The organism is Aquimarina agarivorans (assembly GCF_000218485.1).
GTDB classification, from domain to species: domain Bacteria; phylum Bacteroidota; class Bacteroidia; order Flavobacteriales; family Flavobacteriaceae; genus Aquimarina; species Aquimarina agarivorans.
In genome coordinates this window covers 104,224-129,463 of sequence record NZ_AFPB01000142.1, presented here as the reverse complement: position 1 = coordinate 129,463, position 25,240 = coordinate 104,224, and the positions used below count along the sequence as shown (strand labels likewise).

Here is a 25,240-nt window from a genome sequence, read left to right as displayed (position 1 = left end):
TTTTTGATCAGATAATACATGCAGGAAATGTGTTTATATTACTTACAAAATTTGTAAGGACTTTTAAGTTTAGTCAATACTATTATTAGGCTTTAGGTGTGTTAAGTGATGAGGTAATATTATTTTTTGTATGAATTAGTGTTTTCTTATATTTTGATGGAGTCATATTGTTGTACTTACTAAAAGCTCTGTAAAAACTTGTTTTTGAAGTGAAACCACATTCTTGAGAAATACCAATTAAAGTGTATTGTTCAAATTTTGGATTTTTTAATTTATTTTTAAATTCTTCAACTCTATATTGGTTTACGTAATCATAAAAATTAGTATTCATATGCTGGTTAAGTAAATAGGAAAGTTTTTTATCGGTAATTAAAAGTTTGTCTGCTAAAGGTTGTAAAGTCAAACTAGGATCAACATACCATTTTTGATTTTGCATTCCTGATTCTAATTTTTGTTTTAGATCAAGCATTTCATTTTCATTATCGTACTGATTTATATTGGTTTCTAGTTTGTTAGGGTTGATTTCCTCTTCCTTTTCTAATAAGCCATGTTTTTTTAATAAAAATTCGGGAGTTAAAACTTCTGTTTGTAGTACTCCATAATAGGCAAGTTGTACAATCAAAACAACAACTACAATTGCTATTGGAAATACAGCTCCTTCAAAATCGCCTACAGTAAGTTCAAAAATTGTTATTGAAATATCAATACATATAATAAAAATAGTGCCGTACAAAAGTTTTTTTAACCAATTTAAATCTAGTTTATCAGTATTTGAATAGTGATTATCAATTAAATGCCTTCCTTTGTTTAAAATTTTAAGAGCTAAAAAACAATATATTAAAGAGTAAATAATGCTAAAGGCAAATGCGTTTTCTAAACCTGACCGTAAGTGGCTAAAAATGTTGGGGTCTTTTTGCATGCGTATAAGTTTGGGAATACTAGCAAATACAGCGTAAAGCACAGGTATTATAAAAATTGTTCTAATTTTATATAATAGCTTTTTTTTGGAAAGAAAAATTGCTTTTACGTAAAAAAATAATAACGGACCAATAGTTATAGGAATAACGTCCTGAAATAAAAATGTACTAAAAAAAATTATTTTGTTTTTATGAATATAACCCAAAAAACAGATGAGTGTAAATAATAATAGTAAGAAAATACTAAATAGTATTTTGTAATGATAAGCATTACGTCCGTTTTTCCATAAAATAAATAGTATAAGAATATTCAGTAATATTCCAAGGTTTATAAACAGGTCAGTAATTAATATCATTAAAATGTACTTGAATTTAAAAAGAAATAAATATAAGTATGTGGAATAGGTAAGCTTGAAAATAGCTTGTTAATAAAAATTAAATTTTTGTCTCCTAATTCATATTATGATAATAATGTTTTGTGCTTTCCTTACAATAGTTTTTTACTATTCAATTGTTATAAAATTCTGCTATGAATAGGTTACAATGAAGCTAGTTGCTTAAAGCTATTGAAAATTGCTTATTATTATCATTCACTTTATACTAAAAAAGGTAACATATACTGCTGTATATTTCGTACGCTACACTATAGATTCATCAAGGATGAAATACTTATTACTTTCTTAATTATTATTGAAAAGAAAAATATCCAACTACCTTTACAGTAACAATATAAATCAATAATTATGAAAAATTTATTTTTTTTGGTGCTCATATTTGCATCATGTGCCTTGTTTGCTCAAACATTTACAGGTATAATTACGGATAATGAAACTGGGGTTCCGTTAAATAATGTAGAAGTTACATTAGTAGAAAATGATTTATCCATTAAAACAACTGCCAATGGTTTGTTTTCCTTTAATGCATTTACATTAGGGGATAAAACACTTTATTTTAATAAAGAGGGCTATGTTTTTGAAGCACTTTACAATCAACAGCCCGCAACAAATCTTGAAATCAAATTAAGGGCAAAAAAAATTAGTACAGCCACAACACGTTGGAATACCTACATGCAAAGCTGTAATAATTACAACAATCCAAATATTCCAAATAATCCTGAATGGAACGTAGTGTTCAAAGAAACTAATTTAACGGGAGATCTAGTGGCTAATTCATTAATTACCAGAAGGGATCCTAGCGCAGTGATTAAATATAATGATAAATATTATGTTTGGTATTCAAGAAAGAGAACTCAAACTTCAACTTATTTTGGGACCAATAATCCTAATGATAATGTATTTCCATGGGATTATACAGATGTTTATTACGCCACTTCAACCGATGGTTACGAATGGAAAGAGCAGGGGCCTGCTGTAGAAAGAGGTCAAACAGGTACTTTTGATGATCGATCTGTGTTTACTCCTGAAATTTTTATTCATAACGATAAATTTTATTTGATTTACCAAGTGGTTAAGTCTCCATATATAGAAAGAGTAAAGAATAATGTGGCAATGGCCGTGGCAGATTCGCCAAACGGACCATGGATAAAGCTGTCTGAACCTATTTTAAGACCTTCGCATAATGGCGTTTGGTCAGCAGGGAGTACTAGTAGGTTTCGAGCAGATGTGAAAGGGGATTTTGATAGTCATAAAGTGCATGATCCTTGTTTAATGTTTTATAAGGATAAATTTTACTTATACTATAAAGGTGAACGAATGGGAGAAGAACGCTTTTGCGGTCAAAGAGAGATTAGATGGGGTGTGGCGATTGCAGACCAACCTGAAGGACCCTACGTGAAATCTGAATATAATCCAATAACTAATACGGGTCATGAGGTTAGCGTGTGGAATTATAATAATGGTATTGCCATTATTCAAAAGTTAGATGGTCCTGAAAGAGGTTCAATTCAATTTGCTCAGGATGGAGTTAATTTTGAAATGATGGGTACGGCAACAGGGACTGCTGGTTTTGCTGGTAATGAAGTTCCTGATGCGTTAGGGATTTTTAGACCTAATGAAATATCAACCACGGATCCTAAATTTGGGGTGGATTGGGGATTATCTCATCATTTAGACTTTTCAAGAGCTGCTAACGGAGCTACAGGAGGTTGGATGTATTTGAGGCGTTTTGATTTAGTAAATAAATCGATTATTCCTACTGAGCCAATAACTCCTGTAACTGGGGGCAATGACTTAATTGTTGAAGCGGAAGATTTTATTCAAACAGGAAGCTTTAGCGGAATTAGACCAGGCGAATTCAATGGTGTAAATGCAACTGGAATAGGTATTAATTTTGTAAATAGTGGAGACTATGCTGATTATTCAATAAATCTTACTGAAACGGGTTTTTATGACCTTACTTATTTGATAGCAAGTCCAGGAGGTCGAAGCCTGAACGTTCAGCTATTGATTGATGGGGTAGAAGTGGCTTCAGATGTTGTTCCAAATACAGGTGATTGGGAGAATTACATAAACCTAAATAGTAATAGTAACTTTATTGAAATCACTGAAGGGACACACACATTTCGAATAATAGCAAACGGAAATGATCGTTGGCAATGGAATTTAGATAAGTTAATTTTAAAGAGAGTCGAGTTAACCACTTCGGCTAAGCAATTGGGGCTTGATGATCATAATATTGTTGTATATCCAAATCCTGCAGTACATCAAATTCATATTTCTAAAATTAGTCATGCAACCCATTATAGTATTGTGGATTTAAAAGGTGTAGTTGTACTTCAGGGAACTCTTAAAAATGAAAGACAATCTGTGGGAGTTGAGCAATTAGTTTCGGGTACCTATATATTGATTACAAAAAATGGTAATAATGCCAAAATGAGTTCAACAGTTTTTATAAAAAACTAGTCTATCAAAATTTAAAAAAAAGCTGTTAAAAAAAGTAACAACCTATTTTTTAAGGTTTGGTGCGTAGTTTTATTAAAGTGATCATCAATTTTAATAAAGTTATGAATTGCCATCTTGATTAGGAAACGACTTTTTTACAGCTTTTTTTGCGTTTCAATCTTTAAATTCCACCTATATGGTGTTTTTTAAAGATTTTTTTTGTCTTTTGTCTAATTGTTAAAATAATTAAACAAATGGGGGTAGGGTTTTTTGTGTATCAGACGTATTAATTGCACAAACCAAAAAACAATTTAGTGATTACAATTTTACTTTTAGGCTATTTAAATAGATTGATAATTTCAATATTGCTATTAACCTCTTTCTTTACAAATTCGCAGAACTTTGAAGCATGTACTTTAGCCCCTACATTATTTACTGTTCAAAATACATTAAAGCCAACTTGTAATAGTAGTAACGGTGTTGTAGTTGTAGAAATTAAACGTGGGATGGCACCTTTCAATCTCTTGGTAACTGATAAAATTACAAATAGTACGGTAATTAATGAAACAGACATTAAAATAAATAGTTTTGGATTGAATTCTTTTTCACCTGGTAAATATGAATTTAAAATTACATCAGCAAATGGTTGTACATCAACCCAAGCACTAAACATAATTTCATCATCAATCACTTTAGGTGTGGTAAAAGATGAAACAATAAATTGTAATCCTAAAGAAGAAAGAAATTTAGTCTATGGCTTTTCATCGCAAAGTTTTTTCCTGGAGCGCTTTCATTATTTGAAATAGCTTCAGATGGATCAAAATTTTTGGTAAATGATACTCAAGTAACAGCAGCGGTAACTGTAAGTAATTTTATAAAACTAAATGTAAATTATTTGCTAATAGCAGAAAGATAAAATTGTAAAATATCGCAATACTTTTCGGTTGATCAATGTGAATCCAATGTGAAAGAAGCCGTATTAAGTGTAAATAATGCATCGCTTGAATCGTCAGGTAGCTATGCTATTTACCCTAATCCGACCAAAGGGTTGCTTTATTTTAATGGTAAAAATAGTTTTCAAAAGCAAATAGATGTTTATGATGTATCAGGAAATACGGTGTATCAGAACAATACAGCATCAAATAAATTTGATATAAGTAATTTAAGTACAGGATTGTATTTAATAAAAGTAAAGTCTGGTGAAGGAGAAGTTTTTCACAGGATATTTAAAAATTAGTCTTAGTGTGTAATAGGATTCTAAGATTTCGTCCGTGGCATGGGATTAAAATTGCTAACATATGAAAAAGAGAAAAATAGACTATCTGAAAAGGTAGTCTTTTTTTTGTTTTGTTAGTTCTAAAATTGTAGTATTGGTTTATGGCTACAAAAAATTTTAGTAAAGGAAATAAAAAAGTTATGAATGCATGGGCATTTTATGACTGGGCAAATTCAGTATATTCATTAGTAATAGTTTCAGCTATTTTTCCAATTTTTTGGAGTGGCCTTACTACGGATGACTTAGGAAATGATAATGTATTATTTTTAGGAATTAATTTCAATAATGATTCTTTAATAAGTTACATTACCGCAATAGCGTTTTTAGTAGTAGCAATTATAAGTCCAATTTTATCAGGTATAGCAGATTATGCAGGAAATAAAAAGTTTTTTATGCAGCTTTTTTGTTATTTAGGTGCATTATCATGTATTGGTTTAAGTTTTATAAGTCTTGACCATTTGTTTTTTGGGTTACTTTCTTACTTTTTGGCTTTAATAGGGTTTTGGGCTAGTTTGGTGTTTTACAATTCATATTTACCAGATATTGCCAACACAGATGATCAAGATAAATTAAGCGCAAAAGGTTTTTCTTTGGGTTATTTAGGAAGCGTTTTACTGTTGATTATAGCATTAGGTTTAATTGAAGGATATGCTTTTTTTGGGTTTGAAACTAAAGAACTTCCTACACGAATATCCATTGGTTTGGTTGGCGTTTGGTGGATTGCTTTTAGTCAATACACTTATGCTTATCTACCCAATTTTAAAAATGGAAATAAAATTACCAATAATATTATTTTTAACGGATTTAAGGAATTAAAGTTTATTTGGCTTCAAATTAAACAAAACTTGGCTTTAAAACGATATTTAGGGGCATTTTTTGTGTATAGTATGGCAGTACAAACTGTTTTGTTGGTAGCCACTTATTTTGGAGTAGAAGAAATTACATGGGAAAATGGGGATGCAACTTTGGGTTTAATTATTAGTATTTTACTTATTCAATTAGTAGCCATTTTAGGAGCAATGCTCACTTCGATTATAGCAAAAAAAGCAGGAAATATAAACACTTTAATTGGCATAAACATTATTTGGTTACTCATCTGTCTTTATGCGTTTACAGTGCACACTCCAATAGAATTTTACATTACTGCAGCTTTTGTTGGCTTAGTGATCGGTGCAATACAATCTTTATCGCGTTCAACATATTCTAAATTATTACCAATTAATTCAAAAGACACTACTTCATACTTTAGCTTTTATGATGTTTCAGAAAAAATAGGAATTGTAATTGGAATGCTGTTATATGGAATTTTAGGAGATATTACAGGAAGTCCAAGATTTTCAATTTTGTTTTTTGTGTTATTTTTTTTGCTAGGAATCATATTTTTATTTCGAATTCCTAAAAAAGTAGCTTAATAATGCAATAAACGATAACTTTGTTTCATTATAGTAAAAAGCAAATCCTGAACATGAAGAAAGTAATTTTTATAGTATCTATGTCAATTTTGTTGTTAGTATCTTGTGAAAAAGAGGCTAGTGCTGGTGATTTTTTAGATTCAAATCAAATTGAACGATTAAAAATAATATCTGATGGAGTAAGAGATCCTGAAACAGGTTTGTTGATTCATCAACCTACGGGGGGAGTCATTGATGAGCAAACAGGTATTATCACTGACCCTGAAACTGGTTTAGAAATAGATCCCGATAGTGGTGTAACTATTGATCCTGATGGCGGAACACCACCACTAAGCAAATTGTTTGCGGAGTCTGGTGATTTAATAGGGAACTTGGATGGAAATGATTTTAACGTACGTTCATTTTCAGCTATACTTGACGGAACATTATTAACCATTAATTTAATTGATGAAAATGGTAATGCAATCACTATAGCTGTCAACAATCCAATGACGCAACCATTCAGTGTAAATTCAGCGCAAAATTTTACAGGTCAAATAGACCAATCAGGTACTATTTTTATGACAAGTCCTATGGTTGAAAATTCTGGTTTTTTACAATTAATTTACGATGGTGAAACCGTATCAGGAACTTTCCAATTTACAGCTTTTGTTAATGGAGCTGATGCATCAAGTGATTCAGTAGAAATTACTGGAGGGAGTTTTGCTCACATTACAGTTGAATAGGCAATTGCATAACATGCTAAAAATCAAAAAAAGTTTACTATGTGTTTTAGTAAACTTTTTTCTTTTAAAGGTTGGCACAACAATTGATTTTTAGTAATTAATAAAGTTCAGTTATCTTTGTAGTAGCTTGAATTTCATCGCTTATACTAATTAATTATAAAATTAAAATACCAAAATGCGCTCTTGTGGTGACATTTTGGCAAATAAATATATATGGCCAAATCGAAAATACTAAGTCTGGACAATTTGTCATTGCAAGATATGAATGAAGATGCTGAGTTAATACCGTTGATGACTCCAGAGGATGAAGAGGAAATTAGACAAGAGAGTTTGCCAGAGGCATTACCCATTTTACCATTACGCAATACCGTACTTTTTCCCGGAGTAGTAATTCCTATTACCGCTGGTCGAGATAAATCGATTAAGCTAATTAATGCAGCTAATAAAGGAGATAAAGTTATTGGAGTAGTTTCACAAAAAGATGAAACTGTTGAAAAACCTTCTATTGATGATATTAATACGTTAGGTGTAGTAGCACGTATTTTAAAGGTGCTCAAAATGCCCGACGGAAACACTACGGTAATCATTCAGGGTAAAAAACGATTTGCAATTGATGAAATAATTGCAGAAGAACCTTTTATGATGGCTAAGGTAAGCGAAGTTGAAGAGGAGCGTCCTGATGCAAATGATAAAGAATTTAAAGCAATTATTGATTCTATTAAGGATTTGGCTTTAAAAATAATTAAAGAGAGTCCGAACATTCCTAGTGAAGCATCTTTTGCAATAAAGAACATTGAAAGCAATTCCTTTTTAATCAATTTTGTTTCGTCAAACATGAATTTGACACTTGATGAAAAACAACAATTGTTAGAAATTAATAGTTTGCATGAACGCGCATTAGCTACTTTGAAATTTATGAATTTAGAGTACCAAAAGCTTGAGTTAAAAAATGATATTCAAAACAAGGTGCAGCATGATATGAATAAGCAGCAGCGTGAATACTTTTTACACCAGCAAATAAAGACCATTCAGGAAGAATTGGGGGGCGTTTCGCATGACGATGAATTGGAGCAAATGCGTCAAAAGGGCAAAAAGAAGAAGTGGAACAAAGAGGTAAAAACTCATTTCGAAAAAGAATTGGGAAAAATGCAACGTATGAATCCGCAGGTAGCGGAATACGGAATACAGCGTAATTATTTGGAGTTATTTTTGGAATTGCCTTGGAATACTTACAGTAAAGATAATTTTGATTTAAAGCGCGCTCAAAAAATATTAGACAAACACCACTATGGTTTAGAAGATGTAAAAGAGCGCATTATTGAATATTTAGCGGTGCTGAAGTTACGAAACGACATGAAATCACCTATTTTGTGTTTATTTGGTCCTCCGGGAGTTGGTAAAACATCGTTAGGTAAATCAGTTGCTGAAGCCTTGGGTCGCGAATATGTACGCATTTCATTAGGAGGTTTAAGGGATGAAGCTGAAATAAGAGGACATCGTAAAACTTATATTGGTGCCATGCCAGGTCGTATTATTCAAAGTTTAAAAAAGGCCGGAACAAGTAACCCCGTATTTGTTTTAGATGAAATCGATAAGCTAGCAACTGGAAATCAAGGAGACCCTTCATCGGCGCTACTGGAAGTTTTGGATCCAGAACAAAATAATGAGTTCTATGACAACTTTTTGGAGTTAGGTTTCGATTTATCAAAAGTAATGTTCATTGCTACTTCTAATAATATGGGAAGCATTCAACCTGCATTACGCGATCGTATGGAAATCATTAATGTTTCTGGTTACACTATCGAAGAAAAAATTGAGATTGGTAAAAAACATTTGTTGCCAAAGCAATTAAAGGAGCATGGACTTTCAGATACTAATTTAAAAATAGCCAAACCAGTATTGGAAAAGGTTGTTGAAGGATATACTAGAGAATCTGGGGTACGAGGACTGGAAAAACAAATAGCCAAAGTGGTTCGTAATACTGCAAAAAATATTGCGATGGAACAGGAGTATGATTCCAAACTTACGATCAGGGATGTGGTTGAAATTTTAGGACCACCAAGGTTAGAGCGCGATAAATACGAAAATAATGATGTGGCCGGAGTGGTAACTGGTTTAGCTTGGACCAGAGTTGGTGGTGATATTTTATTTATTGAATCCATATTATCAAAAGGCAAAGGAAATTTAAATATTACGGGTAATTTAGGAAAGGTGATGAAAGAATCAGCTACTATTGCTCTCGAATATATTAAGGCAAATGCGGAATCATTGGGTATTGATCCCGATATAATTGGCCATTATAATATTCATATTCACGTACCCGAAGGTGCCACACCAAAAGATGGTCCAAGTGCAGGTATTACGATGTTGACCTCATTAGTGTCATTGCTTACGCAGAAAAAAGTTAAAAGAGCATTGCAATGACTGGTGAAATTACACTTCGGGGTAAAGTACTTCCAGTAGGGGGCATTAAAGAAAAAATCCTTGCTGCAAAACGTGCAAAAATTAAGGAATTGATCCTTTGTGAGGAAAACCGACGAGATATTTTAGAAATAAAAGAAGACTATTTGAAAGGGTTGACTTTTCATTATGTTTCTGAAATGAGTCAAGTATTGGAAATAGCCATCACAAAACAAAAAGTTAAAAATGCGAAGGATTTAAAGGCTTATAAGGTAATTAAAGGCTAAAAAACACCTCTTTAAACTAAAAATAAAAAACCAGCATAATTCTAGTAATTATGCTGGTTTTTTATTTTTAGTTTAAAAGTAAATATTAGTGTCCTCTACAACTTTACGAAGAATCATGTGTTACTAGTTCTTATTTTCAATTGGCAAATTGAATGTGGGAAACACTATATGATCTACAGGCTAAAGTAAAATGATTATTTACACTGAAGATAAAAAAATATATTTCAATACATCAAGTATGTAAATTCCCCTCCCCACATTTGGAAATTTCAAAACATGAAATTTTATCAGACGTATTTAAAAGCTGAGTCAAACTATTGATGAGGTAAATAGTTTTATAAGCACTTAAAGATCAATTTAAATAATGTTCCAATAAACTAGAGTCTAGTTCATGTCCGCCATTATGGTTTGTAATAAAAACATTCGGAAAGGTTTGCTGTATTTTTAATTCTTGCTTTAATACATTTTCGGTTTCAAAAATTGGATCATTAATTCCTACTGTATGATATATAATCGTTTTATTGTCTAAATGGTTAAAATCAAATTTTTTAAGTTCTGCTGGAAACACTCCTGAAATAAAAACTAACCGACTACACTGCCTTTTTCGCTTTGCAATCCATCGGCTGGCGATACTTACTCCTTGCGAATATCCTAGGACGATCAGATTGCAATTTTCAGGAAGATTTTCCTGGTCAAGAATCGCATCAACGTAATTTAACACATTTTCAGTGTCTAATACGGTATTCTCCTTAGTCAACCAACTAGCACCAACTCTCCGATAATTATCATCTTTATAATATTTTGAAGGAGCCTGAGGACAAATAATATAATTTTCTTCTGCGTTAAGCGAAGAAAAATGCTTGATAAAAAACCTACTTAAATAACCAATACCATGAAAAACTAGCCATATATTTTTGGTTGCGCCAGTAAGTTTATTTAAGGTGTCGTAAGTATTTGTAGATTTGTATATAGTTTGTTTTTGCATTATACAATACCAGGGGTAATTAGTGCTTTTGAAAAATCTTCACCATCAATTGGAGCACCATGCAAACGACTCAACATAGCTATTTGACCAGTGTGTGTCAGAATATCAGAAAAAGGACCTTGAATTAAAGGTTTTGACTCATTAAAAGTAAGTTCTTTTTGAGCAATCAAGTCGTCAAGCTTTGCCAATTCTTGATTAAATAATTCCGCTTTTTTACTAATATTAAAAATCTCTTTAATAGATGGCGCGTTGTATTTTTCTTCGGTAATTAAAGTGCAGGAATAATACAATACATTGTACATATGGTTTATAATATTATTTGGTGTTCGGGTTTATTTCCCAATATTAAAATCTCCAAAATTAGCTTTGGTAGTGCTTAGTGATTTTTCATTGCAATTTAGTTGATGAACATAGCTAAATGTACCAATTTTTTATTAAAATTAAATGAATTGTTATTTGAATAAATCTTAAAAATTGAATTGTTTTAAAATCAATTATTTATCACAGGATCTCATTTTGAATAATATTTGGAATATGAAGCATTTTCAGAATTTTATCAATATCATCTTGATTCACCTGATTATTTATGGTGTGTACACCACCTAAAAAATCCATCCCTAAATAGTAAGCAGTTTTAGAAAAAGGAAGCCAAAAAAGTTCGTTTAAATTGGCACCAGTTGAACTGGTAATTGCTGCCATGTTTTTGCCTTTAAGTTGATGTCCCAAGGCTTTTTCAACTGTAATAACATCGGTTAGTCTATCAAAAAAAACTTTCATAATACCGCTCATGGCATACCAGTAAACGGGTGTAGCAAATAAAAATGTGTCATAATTATTTACCAATCGCTCAATTATTTTAATAAAATCATCATTTGAATTTTTATATTCATAATCATAATAGCTAATTTTATAATCGCTTAAATTTATAATATCAATTGGATAATTTGCTTGTTCTATAATTTTGTTTGTCAATAACTTAGTATTCCCTTCATTATTAGAGCTACCTAAAATAATAACCTTCTTCATAAACCTTGTTTATTTATATAACGCGTAGATGTAAAATTAGTTGCGTTCTAAAATCAAATCTTAATAAAGATCAAGTACAGATTGGCGTATATTTTAAAGAATATTTAGAACTTTTGATGTATAACTATAATGAATTTAACAACGAATACGTATTTTTGATAAGATGTATGGTACTTATTTTAATTCTCGTATAAATGACTGAAGCGCAAAAAGAGCATATACTGAAAACTTGTAATGCAGGTTGTAAAAATACGCTAATGGAAACTTTAGAGATCGTATACACTGATGTGGGAGATGATTTTTTAATAGCTAAAATGCCTGTAAATTCTCGTGTTCATCAACCTGATGGCGTATTGCATGGTGGAGCAATGGTAGCTTTAGCCGAATCAGTAGGTAGTGTCGCTGCATACATATTTGTTGATCATACAAAATTTATGATTAGAGGTTTGGAAATAAGTGCAAATCATGTAAAAAGTGTGCGCGAAGGTTTTGTGTACGGAAAAGCTATGCCTGTTCATAAAGGTAGAACTACTCAATTATGGCAGATAAAAATAACTAATGAAGAAGATGAATTGATTTCGATCATTAAATTAACCACAATAGCTTTGCCAAAAAAATAGTATGACTTTCCAATTATTTTTTGATAAGTTAAATGACCATTGGAATAAAGAACTCCCTTTTGTAGTATTTAAAAAGCCAAATAGGAGTACTGTTTCTGCTTATTTAAATCACTCAAATCAATTAATTTTAGGTTCAGGTTTTGACAAGCCAGGGTTTGTATTTAGCCCTTTTACTAATACGGATAATGATACAATTTGGTTTACCGAAGATAGTTCAGAAATCATTCACACCAAACAGGAAGTAGAAAACAGCGAAAAGAATCAATCGCTTATTATACAAAGTAATTTTTCAAACCATGAGAAGAAAGCACATATCACTACAATTAAGAAAGCACTGTTTGAGTTAAAGGCAGGACGGTTGCAAAAAGTGATTATATCAAGGGTTGAAACTTTAAAATTGAATCAAATAGATCCGTTTAGTTGGTTTAAAAAAATGACTAATCTTTACTCTAACGCTTTTTGCTATTGTTGGTATCATCCCAAAGTAGGAATGTGGCTTGGGGCAACTCCGGAAACACTTATTTCATTAAAAAAAACGTCTTTTGATACCATTGCCTTGGCAGGTACTATGGTGTATAAGGGAACTACTAATGTATCCTGGGGAGCAAAAGAAATTGAAGAACAACAACTTGTAGTTGACTCAATGCAGAAGGCTTTGGCACCAATTGCTAAAAGCTTAAAAAAAGGAGAAACAGAAACTCAAAAAGCAGGAAGTTTATTGCATTTAAAAACGGCAATTAACGGTACATTAAATTCAGTAAAACAGTTGGGGGATTTAGTAAGCATTCTACACCCAACGTCTGCCATATGCGGGTTGCCTAAACAGCAAGCTAAAGCCTTTATTTTGGCAAATGAAGGGTATTCCAGAATGTATTACACTGGATATTTGGGTGAATACAAGCCAGAGGGCAATACGCAATTATTTGTTAATTTACGTTGTATGCAAATTGAGGGTAAGGAAGCTAAAATTTATGTTGGTGGAGGTATAACTAAGGCTTCGGACCCGCATTTGGAATGGGAAGAAACGGTTAACAAATCACAAATAATGAAAGCAGTTTTATAAAATTAAGGGAAAAGATAGCATGCTAATTTATTGGATTGTATTTTTGAACAATTCAAAATTATGGATAGTATTATTACCTCAAGTATTCCCTTAGCGCAACAAATTATTACCACTTGTAAGGCAAAAAAAATTAAACATATTGTTATTTCGCCAGGTTCTAGGAATGCTCCTTTAACCATCAGTTTTAGTAATGATCCATATTTTAAAAGTTACAGTATAGTGGATGAACGCTGTGCTGCATTTTTTGCTCTAGGAATAGCACAACAGTTAAACAAGCCAGTAGCTTTAGTTTGTACTTCGGGTAGTGCGTTACTCAATTATTACCCAGCCATTGCTGAAGCCTTTTATAGTGATATTCCGTTACTAATTTTAAGTGCTGACCGACCAAAAGAACGTATTGATATTGGCGATGGTCAAACTATTAGGCAGGAAGGAGTTTTTAAAAATCATATTTTACATGAAGCTAATCTGGAAAGTCACATGGAATATTCTAAAAACTTATCTTTTGCTAATTATAATAAACTAATACTTGCAATTGACACTTCAGTAGTTCACAAAGGGCCTGTACATATTAATATTCCTTTTTACGAACCTTTATATAATACTGTTGAAGTAAAAACTACTCCTCCAGAGTTATTGAAAACGAATACCAGCATAGTCAATACATATCATTGCGATAAAAAAACGGAAGAAATTTGGAATAAAGCTAGAAAAAAAATGGTATTAGTTGGGGTGTTGCCTCCAAATCAAATTGATGACTCTGTTTTAGATCAGTTATTGAACGATCCTAGTGTGTTGTTGTTTACCGAAACTACATCCAATTTGCATCACAAAAAAGCGATACCTAGTATTGATCAGTTAATTGCAGAGTTGTCTGAAACAGAATTTAATCAGCTTCAGCCTGATTTATTATTAACTTTTGGCGGGCTTGTAGTTTCAAAAAAAATAAAAGCTTTTTTACGAAAGTTTAGTCCTTTAACACATTGGCATGTTGATGTTAAAAAGGCATACGATACCTACGGTTGTTTGACTATGCACATAAAAACTACACCTCAGTCTTTTTTAACTTCGTTACTAAAAAATAAGTCCATTGATAAGCCATCTAATTATCAAAACTTCTGGCTTGATCAATACAAACAGCGTTTAAAAGGACATTATAATTACCTTAAAAATGTTCCGTATTCGGACTTATTAGTATTTGATAAAATCATAAAGCAATTGCCAACTGAATCACATTTGCAGTTAAGTAATAGTTCTACAATTCGATATACGCAGTTATTTCAACTTCCAAAAGGTGTTGAGGTTTTTTGTAATCGTGGAACAAGTGGTATTGATGGAACTACTAGTACAGCCATTGGAGCTGCTATTATTAATAAAAAACCACCTATTTTAATTACGGGAGATTTAAGCTTTTTTTACGATAGTAATGCATTGTGGAACAATTATATTCCTGAAGATTTTAAAATTATTGTAATTAATAATGATGGAGGTGGAATTTTTAGAATTTTACCAGGAAACAAAAATGCAAACTACTTCTCCACATTTTTGGAAACTACCCATGAACTAAAAGCTGATAAATTGGCTGCAATGTTTGAATTTGATTATGTATTGAATACTGGTGAAAATTTAGAAAAAGTATTGGATGATTTTTTTAAGAAAAAAGGAAAGCTAATTTTAGAGATTCATACGCCTCGTCTAGTAAATGATGCTGTTCTTCTAAAATATTTCTCAAAAATTAGAGAATAATATCAGAATTTGATAATTTTCTTTTGCTTAGCATTAATATATGTTATATTTTTAAGCTATAACACAATTACATTTAATTAAATTATTTAAAATGAGTAAAAGAGACGAATTAATTGAAAAGTATGCCGCTGATATTAAGGATAAACTTAAGCAGACTCCTGATATGGATTTATTAAAAAAAGTAACTATCGGATGTGGACCTGCTATTTACAATAAAGATGCTTCAACAGTTTCTGGAGGTGATGAAACTGAGCTTGCAACAGTTAAAAACAACTTTTTGATTAAAAAGTTGGGCTTAGCAGATGGGCCTGAATTGGATTCAGCTATTGAATCAGTAATTGAAGCTTACGGTAAATCAAATAGATCTAAATACAGAGCAGTTGTTTACTACTTACTAACTAAGCATTTTGGCAAAGAGTCTGTTTACGAAAAATAGTAAATAAAAATTTGTTTACATTAAATCCTATAGCTGAATAGTTGTAGGATTTTTTAATTTAAAAAAACTAACATAAGCATGGTTTTGAACGTGATTTTATTTTGACATATCAAGCAAGAAAAAGCAAAATTTAATAGGATAATTTATTGCTACTTATAACATGGTATCACAAAGCTAAACAGAAGTAAAACAAGCATTCTATATATACTAGATTTATTAGCATTATGTTTGTTTGATTTTAGTACTTTTTTTAAAAGGAAAAATAAACTTTAAAAGCTTAAAATAGCTGCGTTAGCCCTGCTAATATTGGATGCTTAGTATATTTTTACCTTTAAATGAGTGATTAAAGGCGTATCTTTGCCAAAATTTATTTGATGATTTCAATAGGAACTTACCATAAGTTAACCATAGACAGAGAACGCTTACCCGGAATATATTTAACCAATGAAGATGGTGATGAAGTATTGCTACCAAATAAATATGTACCTGAAACTTTTGAAGTAGGGGATACACTAAAAGTGTTTACTTATTTGGATCATATGGAGCGTATTGTTGCCACAACACTTGAACCTTTTGCTACAGTAAATACCTTTGCGTTTTTAAAATGTGCAGCAGTTTCTGAAATTGGAGCATTTTTGGATTGGGGATTGGAAAAACATTTGTTTGTTCCCTTCAAAGAACAAGCAAATCAAATGAAAGTAGGACGCAGTTACTTGGTCTATGTGTACTTGGATGAAAAAACAGAACGTTTAGTAGCTTCATCAAAAACAAATCGATTTTTAAGTAATAAATTGGTATTGCTATCGCCTTACGAGGAAGTTGATTTAATCGCATCGCACCCTTCCGACAAAGGGTGGAACATGATTGTCAATCAAAAATATTTGGGATTAGTTTATGCGGATGAAATTTTTCAAAAAATTAGTGTAGGTGATCGTATGAAGGGGTTTGTGAAAAAAGTACGTTCTGATACTAAAATTGACCTTACCCTTCAAAAGCACGGCTTTAGAGGCATTGAACCAAATGCAGATTTAGTTTTACGTATGTTAAAAGCGGAAGGAGGTTTTTTAGCCTTAAATGATAAATCTTCACCTGATGCTATTAAAAGCTTATTGCAGTTAAGTAAAAAGAATTTTAAAAAAGCCATCGGATCATTGTACAAACAGCGTTTAATAAAAATTGAATCTGACGGAATTAGTCTTGTTGAATAGTTGTTTATAAACGATTTCAAACTTCATCCTTTATCCAAAAGAATATTGTAATTTTATTCATAGTTATTGTAATCGCTTCAAGCGCTTAATAATGGCTTAATTATTGTTGTATTTAGTATATGTTAGTACCATTTTCAGAATTGTCAAAAGCTTCAAAAGTTTGGATTTACCAAGCAAATCGTTCATTTTCAACTGATGAGTTGGTGGAAATCACAAGGAAACTTGATGATTTTTTAACAAACTGGGCTGCTCACGGAGCGGGTTTAAAAGCAGGCTATGATATTAAATACAACAGATTTATCACCATAGCAGTAGATAATGAGCACCATTCAGCTTCAGGCTGCTCCATTGATGCTTCGGTACACTTTATCCAGCAATTGGAAAAGGAGTACAATGTGGACTTGATGGATAAAATGAACGTTTCGTTCAAAAATGGTGAGTTTGTTGCATATAAAAGTTTAATCGACTTTAAAAAAATGGTAAAAAACCGTTCAGTTTCAGCTAAAACCATAGTTTTTAATAATCTAGTGACTAATAAAAGTGAGTATGAAACCAATTGGGAAGTTCCCATGGAGGAAAGCTGGCATAGTCGCTTTTTAAAATAGCCCCAATACTTGAAATATCTTCTACCCTTAATCACACTTTTTTGCTCGGCGCTATCAATTTCGGCGCAAAATGATCCATTAGCTGCCTACGATGAAGCTAGGCAGACCAAATGGGTTGACAGCATTTATAACAGCCTAACTTTAAAGCAAAAAGTTGGTCAATTATTTGTTGTGGATGTTTTTTCTGAAAAAGGAAAGCCCGAACAAGATCGTATCGCTAAACTAATCGAAAATCAAGAAATAGGCGGATTAATCTTTTCAAAAGGTACGCCGTACAAGCAGGCTAAAATGCATAATGCACTACAAGCCAAATCAAAAATTCCTTTGTTAATCACCATGGACGCTGAATGGGGTTTGGCCATGCGTTTGGACTCAACCTATGCGTTTCCTTGGAACATGACGTTAGGAGCATTAAAATCCGATGAATTAGTAAAAAGGGTAGGTGCACAAGTAGGAAAGCATTGTAAACGATTAGGCGTTCACATGAATTTTGGCCCTGTCTTGGATATCAATACAAACCCTTTAAATCCAATTATAGGGAACCGCTCTTTTGGCGAATCAAAGGAACGAGTTACTCAAAAAAGCCTTGCCTTTATGGAAGGAATGCATTCAGTCGGGGTACTTTCCAGTGGAAAACATTTTCCAGGGCATGGGGATACAGATACAGATTCACATAAAACATTACCAAGTATTTTATTTTCCGAAAAACGCATTAATGATGTAGAGCTTTATCCATACCGAAAGCTTATAAAAAAAGGATTATCAAGTGTTATGGTAGCACATTTGAATATTCCAAGTATCGAAAGTACAGAAAGATTGCCCTCATCAATATCGCAAAAAGTGGTTACCGATATTTTAATTGATAAATTAAAATTTGAAGGACTTATTTTTACCGATGCTTTAAACATGAAAGGAGCTTCAAATTTTAAGGAACCTGGAGCAATAGATTTGGCTGCTTTTAAAGCAGGAAACGATATTCTTTTAATTTCAGAAGATATTCCCAAGGCCGCTAAAAAAATTATAACCGAATATACTAACGGAGGAATTACCGAAGCACGTTTAGCGCTTTCAGTAAAAAAAGTGTTAAAAGCAAAATATAAGGTAGGTTTACATAAGTACGCTCCCGTAGCGTTGGAAAATTTGCATGAGGATTTGCATACTATTGAAAATGACTTGTTGTACGAGCAAGTTGCTGAAAATAGTATCACCTTGCTTCGAAATGATTCTGATGCAGTACCTATCCGCAATTTAGAAATGACTAAAATTGCATACGTACCTATGGGCAGTGTAAGCGGGAAAGCATTTTATGATCAGTTGAAGTTATATGCAAAAGTAGATTTAATTGAAGTAAAAACTACGGCTGATTTGTTTAAACTTGATGATTACAATCAGGTTATAGTGGGATTTCATAAGTCAAATGCGTCTCCGTGGAAACCCTTTGAATTCAAAGCAGAGCAAGCCAAGGTGTTAAACTTAATAGCCGCTATGCACAAGACTACTTTAGTTAGTTTTGCAAAGCCTTATGCTTTGCAAAATTTATCAGCCATACCTGCATTGTCTGGAATTGTTGTTGCATATCAAAATAGTACCATCTTTCAACAAAAAGCAGCTCAAGCGTTGTTCGGCGCTATTCCTTTTAAAGGAAAACTACCTGTAAGTATTGCTCCTCATTTTAAAGAAGGAGACGGTTTTTTTTTGAACAATAGTGAACGATTAGCTTATGGATTACCTGAAAGTGTAGGTGTCAACTCACATAAACTGGCTAAAATTGACTCCTTAGTTAATTACGCTTTGCGCGAAGAAATGACTCCTGGATTGCAATTACTGGTAGCAAGAAAGGGGAAAGTAATTTATAATAAATCTTATGGTTATCAAACGTATAAAAAAGAAGTACCAATAACGAATCAAACTATTTACGATTTAGCTTCTTTAACTAAAATACTAGGTACGCTTCCAGTAATTATGAAAATGGAGCAAACCGGAGTAATGAGTATTACTGACAAGTTTGTGGATTTATTGCCTGAACTTAAAGGCACAAATAAAGAACATATAAAAATAGTTGAAGCACTCTCTCATTACGCTCGTTTGCAAGCTTGGATACCATTTTATATCAGTACATTGGATTCTGTAAGTATGAAACCAAGCCCTAAGTATTACCGCAAGCTTAAAGATTCTATTTATAGTACTCAGGTAACCGATGAACTTTTTATTCGCAAGGATATGAAGGATTCAATATTCAAGGAGATTGTTGATAGCGAATTGCGTGAGCGTAAAGGCTATAAATATAGCGACTTACCCTATTATTTTTTGCAACGCTATATTGAAAAATATTTCAGTTCCTCCATGGCAGAATTGACACATAATTTATTGTATAACTCTTTAGGAGCTAACAGAACTGGGTATTTGCCATTAAGGCGCTTTAAAAAAGAAGAAATTGTACCTACTGAAATTGACGAATTGTACAGAAACACCACCATACAAGGCTACGTACATGATCAAGGTGCGGCTATGCTTGGAGGAGTAGGGGGGCATGCAGGACTTTTTGCTAATGCTAATGATGTTGCAAAAATTATGCAAATGTTTTTAAACAGAGGCAGCTATGGCGGTCAGGATTATTTTAAGCCAAAAACTATCGACAAATTTAATACCTGCTACTATTGCGATGAAAAAAATAGGAGAGGCGTAGGATTTGATAAACCTCAATTGGATGTTTCCGGTCCTACCTGTGGTTGCGTGTCTATGAGTAGTTTTGGGCATAGTGGTTTTACAGGAACCTACACTTGGGCAGATCCTGATGAGGAAATAGTATATGTATTTTTAAGTAACCGTACATTTCCAGATTCAGGAAACAGAAAGTTAATTCGAAAAGACATTCGTACAAAAATTCAGCAACTGATTTATGAAGCTATAGATAATGGCGGAGTTCAACAAAGCGCTATTGATTAATTATTTAAGTATATTAATTTAGTTTTAAGCGCATAGTACCTGTATTTTTAAAGTGCAAGCAATTTACTTTTACTAAAGTTAGAGCTGTTTATTGGTCTTAGGTTTAGTTAAAACTATGCATTTTTAATGCATTTCGCTTTCAGCTTCTAAAAATATTACAAGAGCTATTGGCAATTAGTAATTAGCTGTTGGCATTAAAATACTGCTAATAGCTAATTGCAAAAAATGGATGTTTAAAAAGTAATGACTTTTAGTCTTAACCGAAACTATGGTACTTTTAGTCAATAGTGATTCATTTATAATAATATACTTGAGAGTTATTATTTAAGTTTTTAATAACAAAGTTCAGCATGTGATTTAGGTTAAAACTGAAATTTTTTCATGAACTTTACGACTCTAGCTTAAAACAAAAAGTTTATGAAGATTGCTGTAGTATGTTATCCTACATTTGGAGGAAGCGGAGTTGTAGCTACTGAATTAGGAATTGCACTAGCAAAAAAAGGACACGATGTTCATTTTATAACCTATCGTCAACCTGTTCGTTTGGACATGTTAGTTCCAAATATTCACTTTCATGAAGTTTCCGTACCTGAATACCCTTTATTTCAATACCAACCTTATGAATTAGCATTATCTAGTAAGTTGGTGCGAATTATAAAAAAGCATGATATCCAAGTACTTCATGTACACTATGCGATTCCACACGCTTATGCAGGGTATATGGCTCAGCAAATGCTTGCGCAGGAAGGAATACATATTCCAATGGTTACTACGTTGCATGGTACCGATATTACCCTTGTCGGAAATCATCCTCAATATAAACCTGCAGTAACCTTTAGTATCAATCAAAGTAATGCAGTAACCTCCGTTTCGCAAAGTTTAAAAGAGGATACCTTACGTTTGTTTGATATTGACGATAAAAAAATTCAAGTAGTACCTAATTTTATTGATATTTCTAAATCGGCAGATAAAGATGTAGAGTGCCAACGCCATATTATGGCAAAACCTACCGAGCGTATTATAACGCATATTAGTAATTTTAGGCCCGTAAAACGTATTGAAGATGTTGTTAAAATTTTTAAAGGAATAACAGCTCATATGCCTGCTAAATTAATGATGGTTGGCGACGGTCCGTTGCAACGAGATGCGCGTAAACAATGCAAGGAATTAGGTATTGATGAGCAGGTGATATTTGTGGGGAATAGTAATGAAATTGATAAAATTTTATGCTTTTCTGATTTATTTTTACTTCCGTCAGAAAGGGAAAGTTTTGGATTAGCAGCCCTTGAAGCCATGATGCATGGAGTTCCTGTGATATCAAGTAATTCTGGTGGAATACCTGAAGTGAATAAGCATGGTTTTTCTGGTTTTTTAAGTGAAGTTGGTGCAGTTTCAGACATGGTAGCCAATGCAGTCAAAATTCTTGAAAATGATGCAACTTTAGCAGCTTTTAAAGCAAATGCAAAGTCACAAGCAGCGCTATTTGATATTAATAAAATTGTACCAGTTTATGAAGAAATCTATGAAAATGTGTTAGAAGCAGTTTTACAGAGTTAATTTATATTTTACTATTGTTGATACCATTTACTTAGTTATATTTAAACAAAATTTAAAAAAAGTTTAAATGACACTTTATCCTTTAGAATTTTTGCCCTTGTATAAATATAGAATGTGGGGTGGTGAAAAGCTTAAAACCTTATTGAACAAAACATACTCGGAAACAAATATTGGAGAATCATGGGAAATTTCTGCTGTTAAAAATGATGAAACTGTTATTAGTAATGGGGAATTAAAAGGGAAAACAATAAAAGAGCTTATAGCAGTTTTTGGAGCAGATTTTTTAGGTAAATCTGTTTATGAAAGGTTTGGAAATGATTTTCCGTTATTAATAAAGTTTATTGACGCTAAAACACCTTTATCTATACAGGTGCATCCAAGTGATGAATTAGCTAAAGAACGCCATGATTCATTCGGAAAAAATGAAATGTGGTATGTAATGCAGGCCGAAGAAGATGCAGAGTTGATAGCTGGTTTTGATAAAAAAATAACAAAGCAAGAATATATAAATACACTTGAATCGGGAGATATTTTAGATGTGCTCCATGCTGAAAAAGTTCAGAGCGGGGATGTGTTTAATATACCCACAGGTAGAGTACATGCTATTGGAGCAGGAGTATTATTGGCCGAAATTCAACAAACCTCTGATATTACTTACCGTATCTATGATTATAATAGAGTAGATGCCAAAACAGGGCAAACAAGAGAGTTGCATACAGAACAAGCTATTGATGCTATAGATTTTGAGGTGCATGATACCTATAAAACTGCTTACCGTGTTACTCAAAATAAAGCGGAAGAGCTAGTTCACACTCCCTATTTTAAAACTAATATATTAGAATTATCAGGGAATTTAAAGCAAGACTTTTCAAACACAGATTCATTCGTTATTTTAATGTGTGTTGAAGGTGATTTCACATTAACATGCAACAATGAAAATTTTCATATCAACACTGGGGCGACAATTTTACTACCTGCAGCAATTAATATTATTGAATTAAGTGGCAAAGCAAAGGTGTTGGAGGTTTCGTTATAAACATTAGTTGCACTTAGGTGTAAATTTTATTTTTTTTGACATGAAATCAAATTTTCATAAATGAAATTACATGACAATTGATGCGTTACTGAAAGTATTTTATTTGAAATGGGATGTAGTTTATGAAAGTATCACTAAATAGTAGTATTTAAAGGATATAAAAAAGGATCAAATTGTATTGGAGTACTTGATTTTCAAATGACTGAATTAGCACTAAAAAGTTTGGAAAATCAAAGAGATAGTTTCAACTGGTTGCTAAAAGTACAAACGCAAAAGCTAATTCATTGATAATATTTGTGTTTTGGAGTTTTATAAGTCAGCTAATTTTTCTTTCGCCTATATTGTTTTTAGGAACTTTGTATTTATTTATGAAAATTTAAACTTTCAATTTGCGCTACAATTTTTTCAATTGTTGTAGTGTAATCAAACCAATGGATAGCATCATCTTTACGGTACCATGTCAATTGGCGTTTGGCAAATCGTCGTGTGTTTTTTTTAATTTCTGCAATAGCGGTATCCAAATCAATACTTCCTTCAAAATATTGAAATAATTCTTTGTAACCTACCGTATTTAAGGCATTTAAATGTTTATATGGAATCAGGTTTTTTGCTTCATCGAGTAATCCGTTCTTAATCATTATGTCAACGCGTTGGTTAATTCGGTTGTAAATAATTTTTCGATCGGCTTTTAAACCTATTTTAATAATGTTAAACGGACGTGTTACTTTTCCATCTTTTAAAAAACTAGAATAGGGTTTTCCACTAGCTAAGCAAACTTCAACAGCTCTTAATACTCTGTGTGGATTTTGTAATTCAATAATATTGTAATGTTCAGGATCTTTTTCTTTTAATATTTCAGCCACAGCTTCTAAGCCTTTTTCTTGGTATAACTGAGCTACAAATTTCTTAGTTTCCGAATCTACTTCAGGAAATTTATCTAACCCATAGCAAACCGCATCAACGTATAACCCTGATCCTCCAACCATAATTGCAGTATCTTCAGTTTTAAATAGTTCATCAAGCTTTTTAAGTGCTTCTTTTTCAAAATCACCTACACTATATTTTTGTTCAATACTAATATGTTGAATAAAATGATGTTTAGCAGCAGCTAATTCATCAGGATCGGGGACAGCAGTGCCAATACACATTTCTTTAAAAAATTGCCTACTATCGGCTGAAATAATTTCAGTATTGAAGTGTTGCGCTAATTTTATCCCTAGAGCAGTTTTTCCAATAGCCGTAGGACCAACAACTACAATTAAAGTTTTGTTTGTATTATCCATTTGTAATAGGACTGCCACAGTGGTGACAAAATGAAGCTGTTTGACTGATTATTGTTGCACCACATTTAGTACATTTATGGGCGTTATTTTTCTTAAATTTATCTTCCTCGCTTTGTTGTTGAGCGTATTCAGCACTAACTATTCCAGTGGGAACTGCAATAATGCCATAGCCAATAATCATTACTAATGCAGCAATAAGTTTACCAAGCGGTGTGCCTGGAGCTACATCACCAAAGCCAACTGTAGTCATGGTTACAATACACCAATATACGCTTTGTGGTATACTGGTAAATCCATTTTCGGCGCCTTCAACTATATACATTACCGTACCTAGCAAAATACATAAAACGACTACTGCCAGCAAAAAAACAGATATCTTAATTCTACTTGCCTTTAATGATTGCACCAATTTATTGGATTCTTTAATGTAGTGCGCTAATTTTAAAATTCTGAATACTCTTAATAACCTCAATGCTCTTAAAGAAATCAGCAAGTTGGATCCTACTAAGAATAATGAAATGTATTTTGGTACTATGGATAGTAAATCAATAATTCCTAGTGAGCTAAAAATATATTTTTTTGGCTTTTCGCTTATATATATTCTTAAAAAATATTCAATAGTAAACAAAATGGTGATTATCCATTCAAAAATATTGAAATAGTAGCTGTATTTTTCATCAAGCGCTACAATACTTTCAAGCATCACCAGCAAAACACTTGCTAAAATTAATATCAATAAAACAACATCAAAAAGAATTCCTTCCCTTGTATCTGCTTTAAAAATGATATTGTAAAGACGTTTTTTCAAAAATTGATTGTTATTAATATGCTTTTGTATGAGCAATTTAATTTAATTTAATAAGGTTAATGTA

The 25,240-nt window shown here is 32.2% G+C and carries 20 protein-coding genes and 1 pseudogene; 15 read left to right on the top strand and 6 right to left on the bottom strand.

The genetic code is table 11. From position 1 onward, the window contains the following. Positions 1 to 85: 85 nt before the first annotated feature. Positions 86 to 919, bottom strand: a complete 834-nt coding sequence (locus GMC_RS0109180; RefSeq protein WP_238527957.1) for a helix-turn-helix domain-containing protein — start codon at positions 917 to 919, stop codon at positions 86 to 88. Positions 920 to 1,660: 741 nt separating this feature from the next. Between GMC_RS0109180 and GMC_RS0109175 the strand changes: the two genes are divergently transcribed. The 6 genes and pseudogenes from GMC_RS0109175 (at position 1,661) to lon (ending at position 9,857) form a co-directional block, all read left to right on the top strand. Further along, complete coding sequence (locus tag GMC_RS0109175; RefSeq protein ID WP_010521849.1) at positions 1,661 to 3,778, top strand: family 43 glycosylhydrolase; 2,118 nt, start codon at positions 1,661 to 1,663, stop codon at positions 3,776 to 3,778. Positions 3,779 to 4,071: 293 nt separating this feature from the next. Continuing rightward, positions 4,072 to 4,563, top strand: a complete 492-nt coding sequence (locus GMC_RS0109165; protein ID WP_010521848.1) for a hypothetical protein — start codon at positions 4,072 to 4,074, stop codon at positions 4,561 to 4,563. A 158-nt stretch (positions 4,564 to 4,721) separates the two neighbouring features. Next, positions 4,722 to 4,994: a T9SS type A sorting domain-containing protein gene (locus GMC_RS0109160; RefSeq protein ID WP_010521847.1), complete on the top strand. Its 273-nt coding sequence runs from the start codon at positions 4,722 to 4,724 to the stop codon at positions 4,992 to 4,994. Positions 4,995 to 5,134: 140 nt separating this feature from the next. Continuing rightward, on the top strand, positions 5,135 to 6,445 hold the full coding sequence (locus tag GMC_RS0109155; protein WP_010521846.1) for an MFS transporter: 1,311 nt from the start codon (positions 5,135 to 5,137) through the stop codon (positions 6,443 to 6,445). Positions 6,446 to 6,498: 53 nt separating this feature from the next. Further along, a complete protein-coding gene (locus GMC_RS0109150; protein WP_010521845.1) occupies positions 6,499 to 7,170 on the top strand; it encodes a DUF6252 family protein in 672 nt (223 codons plus the stop codon). A 213-nt stretch (positions 7,171 to 7,383) separates the two neighbouring features. After that, a pseudogene (gene lon, locus GMC_RS19560) lies at positions 7,384 to 9,857 on the top strand (endopeptidase La). 352 nt (positions 9,858 to 10,209) lie between these two features. Here the strand turns inward: lon and GMC_RS0109140 are convergent. The 3 genes from GMC_RS0109140 to GMC_RS0109130 form a co-directional block, all read right to left on the bottom strand. Next, entirely contained in the window at positions 10,210 to 10,842 is a 633-nt protein-coding gene (locus GMC_RS0109140) for an alpha/beta hydrolase (protein ID WP_010521842.1), read from the bottom strand. Further along, positions 10,842 to 11,144, bottom strand: a complete 303-nt coding sequence (locus tag GMC_RS0109135) for a hypothetical protein (RefSeq protein WP_010521841.1) — start codon at positions 11,142 to 11,144, stop codon at positions 10,842 to 10,844. Before GMC_RS0109135 ends, GMC_RS0109140 begins: the two co-directional genes overlap by 1 nt. A 199-nt stretch (positions 11,145 to 11,343) precedes the next feature. After that, positions 11,344 to 11,868: a flavodoxin family protein gene (locus tag GMC_RS0109130; protein ID WP_010521840.1), complete on the bottom strand. Its 525-nt coding sequence runs from the start codon at positions 11,866 to 11,868 to the stop codon at positions 11,344 to 11,346. A 194-nt stretch (positions 11,869 to 12,062) separates the two neighbouring features. On the opposite strand from GMC_RS0109130, the gene GMC_RS0109125 reads away from it, so the two are divergent. From GMC_RS0109125 to GMC_RS0109085, 9 genes are all read left to right on the top strand, one after another. Beyond that, on the top strand, positions 12,063 to 12,488 hold the full coding sequence (locus GMC_RS0109125) for a hotdog fold thioesterase (protein ID WP_010521839.1): 426 nt from the start codon (positions 12,063 to 12,065) through the stop codon (positions 12,486 to 12,488). Position 12,489: 1 nt separating this feature from the next. After that, complete coding sequence (locus GMC_RS0109120) at positions 12,490 to 13,551, top strand: chorismate-binding protein (RefSeq protein ID WP_010521838.1); 1,062 nt, start codon at positions 12,490 to 12,492, stop codon at positions 13,549 to 13,551. A 60-nt stretch (positions 13,552 to 13,611) separates the two neighbouring features. Next, entirely contained in the window at positions 13,612 to 15,297 is a 1,686-nt protein-coding gene (menD, locus tag GMC_RS0109115; protein WP_010521837.1) for a 2-succinyl-5-enolpyruvyl-6-hydroxy-3-cyclohexene-1-carboxylic-acid synthase, read from the top strand. 91 nt (positions 15,298 to 15,388) lie between these two features. Continuing rightward, positions 15,389 to 15,733, top strand: coding sequence for a DUF2853 family protein (locus GMC_RS0109110; protein WP_010521836.1), 345 nt, complete (start codon positions 15,389 to 15,391; stop codon positions 15,731 to 15,733). Positions 15,734 to 16,107: 374 nt separating this feature from the next. Beyond that, positions 16,108 to 16,941: a CvfB family protein gene (locus GMC_RS0109105; RefSeq protein WP_010521835.1), complete on the top strand. Its 834-nt coding sequence runs from the start codon at positions 16,108 to 16,110 to the stop codon at positions 16,939 to 16,941. Between the two features lie 119 nt (positions 16,942 to 17,060). Next, positions 17,061 to 17,546: a hypothetical protein gene (locus tag GMC_RS0109100; protein WP_010521834.1), complete on the top strand. Its 486-nt coding sequence runs from the start codon at positions 17,061 to 17,063 to the stop codon at positions 17,544 to 17,546. 9 nt (positions 17,547 to 17,555) lie between these two features. Next, positions 17,556 to 20,492, top strand: coding sequence for a serine hydrolase domain-containing protein (locus GMC_RS0109095; protein WP_010521833.1), 2,937 nt, complete (start codon positions 17,556 to 17,558; stop codon positions 20,490 to 20,492). Positions 20,493 to 20,909: 417 nt separating this feature from the next. Then, the gene (bshA, locus tag GMC_RS0109090) at positions 20,910 to 22,049 is read left to right on the top strand and encodes an N-acetyl-alpha-D-glucosaminyl L-malate synthase BshA (RefSeq protein ID WP_010521832.1); all 1,140 of its coding nucleotides are present in this window, start codon (positions 20,910 to 20,912) and stop codon (positions 22,047 to 22,049) included. 67 nt (positions 22,050 to 22,116) lie between these two features. Beyond that, positions 22,117 to 23,085 carry a type I phosphomannose isomerase catalytic subunit gene (locus GMC_RS0109085; protein WP_010521831.1) on the top strand — a complete coding sequence of 323 codons (969 nt, stop codon included), beginning with the start codon at positions 22,117 to 22,119 and terminating at the stop codon, positions 23,083 to 23,085. A 362-nt stretch (positions 23,086 to 23,447) separates the two neighbouring features. Here the strand turns inward: GMC_RS0109085 and miaA are convergent, their stop codons facing one another. Both miaA and GMC_RS0109070 read right to left on the bottom strand, forming a co-directional pair. Then, positions 23,448 to 24,368: a tRNA (adenosine(37)-N6)-dimethylallyltransferase MiaA gene (gene miaA / locus GMC_RS0109075; protein WP_010521830.1), complete on the bottom strand. Its 921-nt coding sequence runs from the start codon at positions 24,366 to 24,368 to the stop codon at positions 23,448 to 23,450. Continuing rightward, entirely contained in the window at positions 24,361 to 25,176 is an 816-nt protein-coding gene (locus GMC_RS0109070; protein ID WP_010521829.1) for an ion transporter, read from the bottom strand. Before GMC_RS0109070 ends, miaA begins: the two co-directional genes overlap by 8 nt. Between the last annotated feature and the right edge of the window lie 64 nt (positions 25,177 to 25,240).

Coding starts and splice junctions, on each gene's coding strand:
- GMC_RS0109180 (WP_238527957.1), bottom strand. CDS start 919: ATGCAAAAAGACCCCAACATTTTTAGCCACTTACGGTCAGGTTTAGAA.
- GMC_RS0109175 (WP_010521849.1), top strand. CDS start 1,661: ATGAAAAATTTATTTTTTTTGGTGCTCATATTTGCATCATGTGCCTTG.
- GMC_RS0109155 (WP_010521846.1), top strand. CDS start 5,135: ATGGCTACAAAAAATTTTAGTAAAGGAAATAAAAAAGTTATGAATGCA.
- GMC_RS0109150 (WP_010521845.1), top strand. CDS start 6,499: ATGAAGAAAGTAATTTTTATAGTATCTATGTCAATTTTGTTGTTAGTA.
- GMC_RS0109140 (WP_010521842.1), bottom strand. CDS start 10,842: ATGCAAAAACAAACTATATACAAATCTACAAATACTTACGACACCTTA.
- GMC_RS0109135 (WP_010521841.1), bottom strand. CDS start 11,144: ATGTACAATGTATTGTATTATTCCTGCACTTTAATTACCGAAGAAAAA.
- GMC_RS0109130 (WP_010521840.1), bottom strand. CDS start 11,868: ATGAAGAAGGTTATTATTTTAGGTAGCTCTAATAATGAAGGGAATACT.
- GMC_RS0109125 (WP_010521839.1), top strand. CDS start 12,063: ATGACTGAAGCGCAAAAAGAGCATATACTGAAAACTTGTAATGCAGGT.
- GMC_RS0109120 (WP_010521838.1), top strand. CDS start 12,490: ATGACTTTCCAATTATTTTTTGATAAGTTAAATGACCATTGGAATAAA.
- menD (WP_010521837.1), top strand. CDS start 13,612: ATGGATAGTATTATTACCTCAAGTATTCCCTTAGCGCAACAAATTATT.
- GMC_RS0109110 (WP_010521836.1), top strand. CDS start 15,389: ATGAGTAAAAGAGACGAATTAATTGAAAAGTATGCCGCTGATATTAAG.
- GMC_RS0109105 (WP_010521835.1), top strand. CDS start 16,108: ATGATTTCAATAGGAACTTACCATAAGTTAACCATAGACAGAGAACGC.
- GMC_RS0109100 (WP_010521834.1), top strand. CDS start 17,061: ATGTTAGTACCATTTTCAGAATTGTCAAAAGCTTCAAAAGTTTGGATT.
- bshA (WP_010521832.1), top strand. CDS start 20,910: ATGAAGATTGCTGTAGTATGTTATCCTACATTTGGAGGAAGCGGAGTT.
- GMC_RS0109085 (WP_010521831.1), top strand. CDS start 22,117: ATGACACTTTATCCTTTAGAATTTTTGCCCTTGTATAAATATAGAATG.
- miaA (WP_010521830.1), bottom strand. CDS start 24,368: ATGGATAATACAAACAAAACTTTAATTGTAGTTGTTGGTCCTACGGCT.